At 38.3% G+C, this 12,984-nt stretch carries 3 protein-coding genes; 1 reads left to right on the top strand and 2 read right to left on the bottom strand.

Annotated features, from left to right (window positions below; translation table 11 throughout):
* Both Q7657_RS18865 and Q7657_RS18860 read right to left on the bottom strand, forming a co-directional pair.
* Nucleotides 1-438 (bottom strand): hypothetical protein, encoded by a 438-nt coding sequence (locus Q7657_RS18865; protein ID WP_107165371.1) that lies wholly within the window; start codon nt 436-438, stop codon nt 1-3.
* Nucleotides 438-917 carry a winged helix-turn-helix domain-containing protein gene (locus tag Q7657_RS18860; RefSeq protein ID WP_107165370.1) on the bottom strand — a complete coding sequence of 160 codons (480 nt, stop codon included), beginning with the start codon at nt 915-917 and terminating at the stop codon, nt 438-440. The genes Q7657_RS18865 and Q7657_RS18860 overlap by 1 nt, the downstream gene beginning before the upstream one ends.
* A 538-nt stretch (nt 918-1,455) precedes the next feature.
* On the opposite strand from Q7657_RS18860, the gene Q7657_RS18855 reads away from it, so the two are divergent.
* Entirely contained in the window at nt 1,456-12,060 is a 10,605-nt protein-coding gene (locus tag Q7657_RS18855) for a DUF11 domain-containing protein (RefSeq protein WP_181319793.1), read from the top strand.
* The last annotated feature ends 924 nt before the right edge of the window (nt 12,061-12,984 follow it).

Here is a 12,984-nt window from a genome sequence, read left to right as displayed (position 1 = left end):
CTATTTTTGTTTGTGTACAACTAAATTTTTAATACGATAAGATTTTTTCATAAGTTCATTATCAAAAAGTTTGAACTCTATTCTATCTTCATATTTTAGGAAAGGGGCTACTTTAATTCCTCGATTCAATACGTCTGTATTTAACGTCTCTCCCTTTAAGTGGTAATTGATCATTTTTTCATTGAGTTTTATAAGAGCACTCTTCGAGCCATAATTTAAGTACAAACCACTATGATGCCGAATGCTACCATCGGGGAAGTAGTGATATAGATCGTAAACACCATTCTTACAAATAAACTTAAAATCACGTTCAGGTAAAACTATCTTTCCTTCTGCCGTATAAGCACACTGGTTACCATTATAAAGTGCAGGGATAAGTAAATATAATGGAATGAAAAAAATAAAGATGTTGAGATATAAAAAGGTTTTATTTTTCATTAGTAAAATAACTTATAGATATATTTTGATACCATAAAGCTACATATCATATTTATGATAGTAATCATGCTTAATATAGTAAAACTTAGTTTCGATGTTTTTTTTCTGTTGCTTTTAAATAGATCTTCACTGGTTGGGTCATGAATTGATTCCAGAGTATTTGTAAATGATGCATTAAACATATATCCAATAGTAGGTACAGTATTTATTGATAAGTTGCTATCAATATCATTAGCAATAAAATTTTTTCTTATATTAGCAACTGCAACATTTAGAGAGCTCATACTGACTGATTTATATGGCCATCCGATATTAATCAGCTCCTTACGTGTTATTTCTTGATTTATATTGTGAGTAAAGTGCTCCATAATGTTTAATTCAGCTGAAGATAATTTAGATAGATCTATCTTTTTATTATATTCTCCTGAGTTGATGAATATAGCTCTCTCATTTTTTGAATAAGTGATATTAGAAGACATATATATATTCGCTGTTGATTTGGTTAGTTATTATATAGTTTCAAATACAAATATTCTAGATGCATCTTTATGAAATTATAAAAAATTTTATATATATTGTCCTTTATAACATTATGGTTTTTAGTGTTGGTAACGTGTTTTTGGTGTAAAAGTTTCAATGATATTAATGTTTATTAATTTGCTAAACTTGCGCTTATAAATTTACTGATTTAGTTTTTTTTATTTTAATTTAAGCTCTATTTTTAGTGTAAGTCTTTGTTTTTGTTTGTTAATAATTTTTTGTTGATTATGAGGTGCCTTGTTTTAAAGTGTATTTTAAAAATGGCAGTTTGTTCTGATTTTTCAATTCAATGTTATTCATAACATATGAGTTAACCCCGTATCTTTCTCTTGTTAATGTTAATTCATAGGGACACCTAGTCAGCATAAATAAGGTGTAAAAATAATTAATAGGAAGATATACGGAAAGCTTATGCGTTTGTTATCGACATTAGTAAGGTTCATATTATCTTTATTGATATGTATAACTGGTTTATCTGTGCTTCCAGCACAAGCGAATATTACCGATGATTTGGTTGTAACAATAAGTGCACCAAAGAATTATGATGCAGGCTCATCAGTTAAATATACATTAATCATTAAAAACAACTCTGAAGATAGTAGTTATAAAAATATAAAGTTAAATGCATTAATTGCAGATATCACTACGATGCTTGATTCTGGTAGCGAAGGGTTAGCTTTTTCTACCGTTTCCAATAAAGCGACAGAAGTTGGTGTAAATAGTGATGCGGGTGTCTTTAATTCTTCTGGTAATTTAGAAGTAACAAATATTACTGTAGCACCATCAGAGTCAATTACTTATATTATTACAGCTAAGACTGTTGAAAATGCTATTGGCGATATTAATACCAGTGATCATGTTTCATTTAAAAAAGGCTTCTGGTTTAAAAAAGAATTAGATGCGGTTGTCACTCATTATTTACTGCCAGATGTTTCTATTACTAAAACCGTTGCTAATTCGGCATATCAAACAGGTAAGAAAATTACCTATACCGTAGTGGTTGAAAATGCTGCTCATGCAGGTACTGCACGTAATTATCATGTGATTGATACGCTTTCATCTATTCAGTCACAAGCTGCAAATAATAATATCGACGACAATAATAACTGGTCACATACCGACGAAGATAAGTCTAGCCCGTTTACAACGTGGGATATTGCTGTTGCCGTTGAAAACGGTGCTGATTCTTCATTATCTTCTCCTCTAAAAGATACTGATCTTGATGACACTGTGACATTACCTGCTAAGGGTAAAATTACCTATACGGTAACAGCGACAACAACTGCTGTTGCTATTGCAGAGATCAGTAATAAAGCATTGTTGCTTGATGCAAAAAGTCAGCAAGTTGCTGAAACGGAATTAGTGAATGCAAATACTCAACTTGTAACCAAGACACAAAATACGAAAAGAGTGATTGAAAGTGAGTATTCACCTGGTAATGAAATCACTTATAAATTAAGAGTTAAGAATACAGATAAGCATAAGTTTGCGAACAACATTAGTTTATTAGATAAGCTGATGACATGTCCTGCTACTACGCAATCGACAGGTGCAGATGAGGCGCCATTTGAGTATTGGTATATCGACAGTATTGATGCTCAAAATACTGATAAAGGTACTGATGCAGGTGTTGCTGCGAATAACCCGTCGGCACACAGAACGGATGACATTAACTTTGTTGTCGATTTAGCGCCCAATTCTTATATCGAATATACGATCAAAGCAAAAGTGAAAGACACCACGATTGGACATATTCAAGATTCTAATGCTTGTGGTGATGACTTTGATGAGTCTGGCTCTGGTATTGATATGCCAAAGGGTAAGATCCAAATTAAGAAATCGGTAGATCAAGACAAGTTCACTCCGGGTGAAGATATTACTTATACCATTGAAGTAAAAAACCCATCGAATGGTTTGTTACTTGATATTCCTGTGGTTGATAAATTAGATGAAATCACGGCAGAGAATGCTGACGGTAAGATGGTATATCCATTTGTTGAAGGGAGTATTCGTGTAACTACAGATCAAGGTGAACATTCAAATCCTGATGTTAATGGTGATTTAAATAAAAATCCTATTGATGTAAAAGCAACCATTTTCCCGAATGAGTCGGTGAAATACATTGTTACCGCTAAAACTAAGCATGACATCGTCGGTGTTATCTCTAACACAGCCTATGCTGGTGAGGGTAAACAGCAAGGTAAATCGACAGTTATTACCACGCCACGTTTAGAAAACTTGAACATAGAAAAGCATGTTAAAGGCGCAAATAGTGATGGCTGGCGTGCTTATGGTTATAACGATGATGAGTTTACTTACACCATTAAAGTTACTAACCCAGCACCAGCGGGCTTTGCTAAAAATGTCACAGTCAAGGATGCTATTTCTCAAATAAAAGCAGAGTTACTTGAAAAAAAGGGTGAAGAGGTACCTGTATTCAAGTCCTGGACAGTATCAACAGCGACTGACGGTGGGGCGGAAGTTGTTAAAGCACCTGTAAATAATAAAGATTTAGAGAGCGTTGTTAATGTTCCAGCTGAAGGCTCCGTCACATTTACTGTAACTGCCAATATTGATCCACGTAGTAAAGATCATGTGATTTGGGGCAAATTTACTAACCAAGCACAAGCTAAATTGGCACGTACAGGCGAAGTTATCAAAACAGCTAACGTTGATGTTGTTCCAGCTGAGCCTCGTTTACGTTTACGTAAGTTAGTGTCGAACAGTGTTTATACGGTTGGACAACCACTTGAGTACACCATTGATATCCAAAATTATGATCGTGATGGTTATGTGAATGATGGTCATGTATCAGATTCGATCTCAACATTAGGCATTTTTGATACATGGAAAGTGTGGTGGGAAATCATTGATGATGAGAAGAACCCTGCAACAGAAGATCGTGGGCAAGGAACAGAGCTATTTGGTTACCCAACAACAGAAGCAAGTGCGAGTGAAAGTACCAAAGATATTAATAATGCTCGCTTTGATTTAGCACCGCATCAAACATTACGTATTCATGTAAAAGGCTTAGTGTCTGAAAAGGCAGTAGGTAAGGGTAAGATCACTAACGTTGTAACTGCAACGGATAATGCGGGTGATCATTTTGATGCCTCTGTTGATGTCAATGAAGATAATACATCGGTCAATAGCATTAGTATCTACAAATACGGTGATCCTGATTTTAAACGTTATCACCCAGGTGACAAATATACTTGGACAGTACGTGTTGTTAATAACAGTGCGAATGCTGTCGATAATGTCGTTGTTAGTGACAAGATCATTGGTGTTGATGTTTTACTGGCAAATAACGGCGACAACAAACATGCCGATATTACAGGTACGCCTTACCGTTCATGGACAATTACCAAGCAAGTTGGTGAGGGAAGTGAAGAGCCGCTTGCTGAAAATGTCGACTTGCATGATGAATTGCAATTAGCGAAAAAAGGTGAGGCTGGCGACAATGCGACTTATCGAATCACGGCGATTATTAAAGATAATGTGGTGGATGAATGGCTGAAAAACGTTGCTGAAGTCTCTTACTTTACATTGAAAAACGGCAAGATGGAGCCGATCACTGCATATGCAGATGCTACTGTACAACGTGCCAATACAGGTGGTGATGTCACTCGCCATTTGAATGAATCACATTATATTCCAGGTAAAACACAAATCGTTTATACCATCACGGCATCTTCAAGCTTGGGTTATATGAACGATAGAACCATTTTTGATGATCTCGAAGGACTAAAAGTAACGACTATCAATAAAGACGGTACAACTTCAGAAGGTAACCCGTTTGATCATGGTTCTGGCCCTGTGTTCACCGTATCAGTAGAGAAGTCAGAAGTAACTGGGCACGACCTTCCATCAACTTCAACGGATGGTTCGTTAGACGGCACTGTTGCTAATAACAAAAACATCAACACTATGATTGATGTCGCACCAAAAGATAAAGTGATTTATACCGTTACAGGTACGGTACGTGACGATGCAGTTGGTGATATTACTTTTAATAACGATCCTGACTTAGTGGTTGAACCTTATGAGCCGAAATTAGAAATTGAAAAGAAGGTCGATCAGAAAAGCTATGAACCAGGAAAACCATTACATTACACCTTAACCGTTAAAAACACGGGTAAAGCCCATGCCTTTGATGTCCATGTTAAGGATTTACTTGCTGACGTGAAAGTGCTGGATGTTCATGGTAATCAAGCGCCTGCGTTCTCATCTGTTACAACAACAGATAAATACAGCGGTGAATATAAAACATGGTACTTCGCAGGTCACTATGACAAAACTGGCAGTATTAATACAACGGATACCATTATTCCTCTAGGCGGTACTGCTGTTTATAGCGTTAATGCTGTTGTAAACATGGATGCGGTTGGCCCAATTACCAATGCCTTAGATGTAAATGGTAATACCACCGAAGTGGTTACAAACCCTGTTACTGCAAAATACATTGCTAACAAGACGATTGTTGCTTACTACGATGACGAGAAAAATAAACTGCCCGATCTTAAAGGCTATATGCCGGGTGGTTACATTGAGTATCAGGTGACGGTTACTAACCAAAGCACTGCGAATATTGATGATTTATCGATAAAAGACGATCTATCTACTATCACAGCAAAAACCGTTAATGGTGTGGAAGAGCCTGTTTTTGATGATGTATTGATTGCTCATGCTTTTGCTCATCAAGATGCATTTAGTAAAGTGGCAGATTTTGCACCTTCAACTCAAGTGCTTGATACAACAGTTGATATTGGTCCTGAAAACGAGGTGACGTTTAATATCACAGCGCATATTAAACCTACCATTGTTGGTACTTTCCACAATGAAGCAAATGTTGGAGACAGGCTACATCCTAAGTCTCCTTCCTCTAAGATGTTGCCTGCCAATGTGGAGCTAACGAAAATTGTTATGGATAGTGCCGGTAAGGAAATTAAGACTTACCAACCAGGCCAAAAAATCCAATACAAAATTGAGTTATCAAACAAAGGCTACGGTACGAGTTACACAGCGCTATTGAAAGATGAGCTAAGTAAATTAATTACCAACGTCGCTGAATTATCAGGTGATGGTAAGCAAGATCCAACAGGTACGCCTTTTAGCAATTGGTCTGTTAATGAGCCTGCATTTGAAGGTGGCATTACAACAATCCCACTAACAACGGGGCAGAATGATATTAACGCTGAGGCAGTTCTTGCTCCTAAAGTCGGCAAAATAACGATTTTAGTGGATGCAACCATTAGCGATGATGCTTTGGGGGATATTACCAATACCGCAGTGTTCGGTAAGAAGAGTGATGATGCTGTATTAACCTCTGAGCCTAAAGATATTAGAGCGTCAAAAAATGTCATTGAGCTTGATGGTAAGCCGTTCACATCGAATAGCTATTACCTTCCAGGACAAAAAGCGACATATGAAATTAAGGTTCAGAATAGTTCAAATAACTGGGCAAATGACATCACAGTTAAAGACGTTGTATCACATGTAAGCGTCGATGTAGCGGGTGATAAGAATGAGCCAGCTTATAGCGATTATCGCATTACTTATCGTGTTGAAGGTGGTGTATCTGGTTTGCCTGATACCTTTGTACCAGTAAATACGCCTTTAGATAATAAGCAGCTTGATACTGAACTGGATATTGCACCACAACAAACCGTGTACTTTACCGTTGAAGCAATGATTAAAGATACTGCGGTTGGTGTGATTGAACCTAATCATGCATTTGTTAATGGTTTAGACAACACATCGCAGGAGATCCCACCGCAAAACAGTGACTTTGTTATTCATAAAAAGGTGGCAGATGATGATAAAACCTTTACACCTGGGCAAGAGATCAACTACACCATCACGGTAGAAAATACAGGTGATGCGTGGCTGAATGACTTGCCGATCAAAGATGAATTAACAGCGATCACAGCAGAGATTGCTCATGATGCGACATCACCGACGGAAGGTACGGCATTTAGCTCTGTATTAGTTGAAGCGAAAGCTTCCGATGGTTCATTTGTGACAAGCAATGCGTCAGACAACATTGATGCTGTGGCTGATATTAAACCGAAAGGCTCGGTGACATTCACAGTGACTGCTGTCGTTGCAGATAACGTTATTGGTGCAATTGATAACACCGCTTATGCAGGAAGTGATAATACGCCTTCTGAAAAGGTCACTATCACGCCTAAGCAAGGTGATTTTGAGTTAACTAAGAATGCTGACACTGACACATTTATTCAAGGTCAGAAGATCACCTACACAGTGACGTTATCGAATGATTCTGATAGCTGGGTAACGGATGTACTACTAAAAGATGAAGTATCGGAAATCGAAGCACTTGACCCAACAGGCACAAAAGTCGCTGCGTTTGATCCTGCAACGATTAAGGTTTCAGCAACATCTGAAGGTAGCCTTGATAGCTTTGTTGATATCAACACGGCTAATGAATCTGCACAGGTCAGTATTGCGCCACATGGCAAAGTACACTTTGACATTGAAGCGAATGTTGCAAGCAATATTGTTGGGGATATTACTAACGTAGCAATGGCGGGTGATAAATCTGCCGAAGCGACCATTACTCCAACGCAAGGTGAATTTACGCTAGCGAAAGACGTAAACAAGCCAACGTTTGTACCTAATGAAACCATGACGTACAGCCTAACTCTGAAGAATAATTCAGAAGCATGGGTAACGAATGTGAAGGTAACTGATGCCTTTAATAGTATTGAAACTGAAGTTGCTGGTGGTAAGACTGGGGGAGCATTTAATCCAGCATCAATAAAAGTGACGTCTGGCAAAGTGATCGTAGGTGAAGGTTACGTAAAGCCTAACCCTGATGGTAGCTCATCAGCTGTAGTGGATTTAGCACCAAATAGTGAAGCGGTAATAACCGTTGATGCTCAGGTTGCAAGCGATGTTGTCGGTAATATTGCCAATACTGCCTATGCGAATGATCAAGCGTCTAATGAAGTTGTGATTACGCCAGAGCAAGGGGATTTTGTGATTCACAAGAGTGTGGATAAAACAACCTTTATCCCTGGTCAAGCAATGGTATATACCATCACGGTTGAAAATAATGGTGAGGCATGGCTGAACGATTTACCGATCAAAGATGCACTCACGTCAATTACAGCTGAGATTGCACATGATGCAACATCACCAACAACGGGTGCTGCATTTAGTTCGGTAACCGTCGATGCTACAGCATCTGATGGCTCATATGTTACCAGTCATGCAACTGACAACATTGACGCTGTGGCGGATATTAAGCCGAAAGGCTCGGTGACATTTACAGTAACGGCTGTTGTTGCTGATAACGTGATTGGCACAATTGATAACACCGCTTATGCAGGTGAAGAAAAGACGCCATCTGAAACGGTAACTATCACGCCAGAGCAAGGTGATTTTACGTTAACCAAGATCGCTGATACCGATACCTTTATTCAAGGTCAGAAGATCACTTACACAGTGACATTGTCAAATGATTCTGATAGTTGGGTAACGGATGTACTGCTAAAAGATGAAGTATCAAAAATCGAAGCACTTGATCCAACAGGGACGAAAGTCGCTGCGTTTGATCCTGCAACGATTAAGGTTTCAGCAACATCTGAAGGTAGCCTTGATAGCTTTGTTGATATCAATACGGCTAGTGAATCGGCACAGGTCAGTATTGCGCCACATGGCAAAGTACACTTTGAGATTGAAGCGAATGTTGCAAGCAATATTGTTGGGGATATTACTAACATAGCAGTGGCGGGTGATAAATCTGCTGAAGCGACCATTACCCCAACGCAAGGTGAATTTACGCTAGAGAAGGCTGTAAACAAGCCAACGTTTGTACCAAATGAAACCATGACGTATAGCCTAACTCTGAAGAATAATTCAGAAGCATGGGTAACAAATGTAAAAGTGACAGATGCATTTAATACTATTACAACTGAACTTGCAGGTAATAGAACAGGGTTAGCTTTTGATAAATCATCAATCAAAGTGACATCTGGCAAGATTACTACTGGTGAAGGTTATGTGAAACCTAACCCTGATCGCAGCTTATCGGTATTAGTGGACTTAGCACCAAATAGTGAAGCGGTAATAACCGTTAATGCTCAGGTTGCAAGCGATGTTGTCGGTAATATTGCCAATACTGCCTATGCGAATGATCAAGCGTCTAATGAAGTTGTGATCACGCCTGAAGCTTCTGAAATCACGATTGAGAAAACAGCTGATATTAGTGAGTTTGTTCCGGGTCAAACCGTGAATTACACAGTGACAGTGAATAACACCAAAGCGAGTTGGGCGACGGGCGTTAATATCAAAGATGAAGTATCAAAAATTGAAGCTGAAATCGCTGGTGGTACGCCAACCTCACCATTAACAGGCAGTGCTTTTGATGCCAATTCGGTTGTGACAAAAATTGCTGACTTGGGCGATAGCAAGGTTGTTAAGCAAGAAAGCAATGAAAGTATCATTTTAGATATCGCGCCTAACTCTTCAGTGACGGTAAATATTGCTGCGAATGTGAATAAGAACGTGATTGGTTCTATTACCAATATCGCTCATGCGATTGATATTAATGGTGATGATCATAATGCTGAAGTGACTATCGAACCTATTGAAGGTGCTGTGATTTTAACGAAAGAAGCTATTTACGCGACTTATAAGAACGGTGGTGAAGTAGGTTTTGATATTAAAGTTGAAAATACTGGCGCAGGTTTTGCCGCTCATGTAGAGCTACAAGATCTGATCAGCAAGATAGAAGCAACAACAAACTTAGGTCAATCAACACCTGCATTAACACACTGGAAAGTGAGTTATGTCGCTGGTGATGAAAACACCAAAGTGATGGATGTTGCTTTAAATAAGCTAAAGCAAAACTTACCTGAAGATAAAGATGTGAATGTGGTGATGGATATTGCGCCACAAGATACAGTGACATTTACTGTAATGGGTACTGCTGCTGATGACATTGTTGATGATATTACTAACACTGCGAGCATGACATTTGGTGAGAACAAACAGGATGCAACGGCAACTGTTAAGCCAGAGCAAACCAGTTTTGAAGCAACCAAAGCAAGTATTGAGTCGCACTATATTATTAATAATGATTTGAGCTTTGAACTCAGCATTACCAATACATCTGCCAATATTATCAATGACATGATAGTTAACGATGATATGAGTGCGATTGAGACGAAATATCGTGATGGTTCAACAGGTCCAGCTTTTGTAAAAGGTAGCACTAAGTTTGTCGTAGATACCGTACCGCAAGGAGCGCAAGTTGAAGCGCAAACAGAGAGTCAGTTCTTGGTTGATCTACTACCTAAACAAACCATTACGTTTAAAGTAACAGGTAAGGTTGTAGATAGTGCTAATGGCATGATTCAAAATATCGCGCAGGTTAATGATCAAGATGTATTAAGTAATCTTGTCCCACCATTAGAGCCCGAAATTACAGGTACCATTGTTACGACAACGGATTATGACGACAACAATGTGGGTGAAGATGAAAACATCTATGTACCTGGCGGTGAAGTGGTTTATACCATTACACTTGCGAATGATACTGATGCGTTTGCTAATAACGTTGGCTTTATGAGTGAATTCTCAAAGGTGAAGGCGAAGGATTACCAAGGTAGTAATATTAATGCCTTTACTGGCTGGGAAATCACCGTAAGAGCAACGGGTAAAGAGCATGGTACGACTGTTGGTGATTTTTCTGATAACGCTGATATCAAAACCGATCTGCATATTGCTCCGCATAGTAAAGTGGTCTACACCTTTACAACCACGGTAGATAAAGATCTTGTAGATAAAATTGATTATCTAGCACTGTATATCGGTAATAAGGTCATTGGCTTTCCAACACCGCATAAAATGGATATTGAAAAGCTTGAATCTGAAGTGAAACCTATGCTGCCAGAGTACGACTTGAAGCTAACTAAAACAGCATCAAAAGCGACGGCACAAGTGGGTGACGTGGTTGAATACGAAGTGATGGTAGAAAACGACAATAAAGCGAGTTTCTTCGATGTATCAGTTGTTGACCATTACCCAGCAGGTTTTCAATACGTGGCAGGTTCAACCCAAATCGTACATAGTGGCCCTGATGGTGAGTTTGATACCAAAGATGACGAATTGCTAAGCCAAGAGCCAGTGATTTCAGGACAATTAACCTTTAGAAAGGTTAATCTGAAATCAAGTGAGAAAGTGCGTGTTCGTTACCTTATGCGTGTAAGTACCGGTGTGACGTTTGGTAAATATGTGAATACCGCTGTTGCGCAGATCCGTGGTGAAGACAAATCGAATGTCGATAAAGCCGTTGTTGAAATTGAAGCAGATAAGTTATTCGATACTGCATCTATCATAGGTAAAGTATTTGAAGACTTAAATGGTGATGGTTTCCAAGCCGATGCAACAGCAAAAGGCATTACTGTAAAAACGGACTTACCGAAAGGGGATTATGTTGCCAATTCAACAACTTTAATGCGTGACGGTAAAACGACTGTCGTGAGTGATGTAAAACAAGCGGCACCTATTAACCGTGGTATCACAGTTAAATCCTTGATGGGTCAATCGCAAAATAGAACCTTGAAGCAAGGTAATAAAGTCGCGATCCGCTTTAAAACGACAACAGCTACACCGTTTGCTTTTAGTGTAACAACAAGCAATGGTACTCATGTTCACTTTGGTGCCGATGGTAAAATTACACGTACATTAACCGGTGATACCAAGCAAGGGCTTTCCGCTGAAAACCTGAATGTGACACGTAATCTATACCAAGCGAAAACGGGTTATGTTTGGGAGATCGTGATTGAAAACTTGGGTATCTATGAAGATGGTATCCCTGGGGTTCGCTTAATTACCACTGAAGGGATCAAGATCGAAACCGATCAATTTGGTCGTTACCACATTCCAGATCAGTGGGTGAAAGATAAAAAAGGTAAGAACTTCCTTGTGAAAGTTGATACTGATTCTTTACCAACAGGAATGAAAGTGATCAGTGAAAACCCGAAAGTACAGCGTATAACGCCAAATGCACTGGCTAAGTTTAACTTCAGTGTTCAAACCAAACATTAATTAGTTAAGCGATAAATCAAAGGCTGATGAATTCTCATCAGCCTTTTTTGTATCTATTTTATATACCCAAGTGACTTCAAGATGCCTGATTCAGTGACACGCTCCCAAAGGGCGAGCGTCCTTAGCTCTCAGACTTTGTTAACGATTCTCAATGTAGAACCACTATATCTACGAATCGTTGCCGCGCCTGAGAACTAAGGTCGTCTCTCTGAACACTGCATCTTGAAGTTACTTGGGTATAAACTCTTTTTAATATCAAAGAGTCGCTTTCATACCCATTAATATAACGAATACTTGTCATCATTTATCTTGCCATGAATAACAGTGCGCGTATTAATCTATCTATTGCTGTTGTTCTATATTCCTAGATGTATTTCACTATGTGCTTTAACGAGTATAAATACCTATCTATGAGGGAGTTGATATTGGATAAGTCAATTAATACAACTAAGTCATTTTCATTTTTGTAATTAAAGTAAGAGACAATAATAACTATGACTTTTAAATGGAAATAGAGAGAGGCAGTGAAAATATCACTGCTATTGGGGTATTAATATTATTCTGAAAATTGGATTCAAAACTCTTTACTATCATAAAATCATATGGTTATTCTTTGTAACTCAATGATTTTAAATGTTTATGTTTTTTTATGTAAAGGGGGGGGAATCTTGCTTCTCTTGAATTTCCATGATGAATTTATCTTGCCATGTATTTAATATTAATTGACGTAAACAGTGTTTTTTTCTCTGAAATTCAAAATCAAAATATTTCAATGTTTATGAGTTAACCCTTTTAAGACCAATTGTTAGCCTGTCTACATATTAATTATGTATCCATTTTGTTCACAGATAACACCTATATGTCGTGATCAAAATTAAGGAAGTAAAGATAGAAGAATTGCTATTCACCCGAATGAGTATTGAT

The sequence above is a fragment of the Candidatus Photobacterium acropomis genome (genome assembly GCF_030685555.1).
Classification (GTDB): domain Bacteria; phylum Pseudomonadota; class Gammaproteobacteria; order Enterobacterales; family Vibrionaceae; genus Photobacterium; species Photobacterium lucens.
The sequence above is the reverse complement of the archived record's forward strand: the minus strand, read 5'-3'. Positions and strand labels throughout refer to the sequence as shown.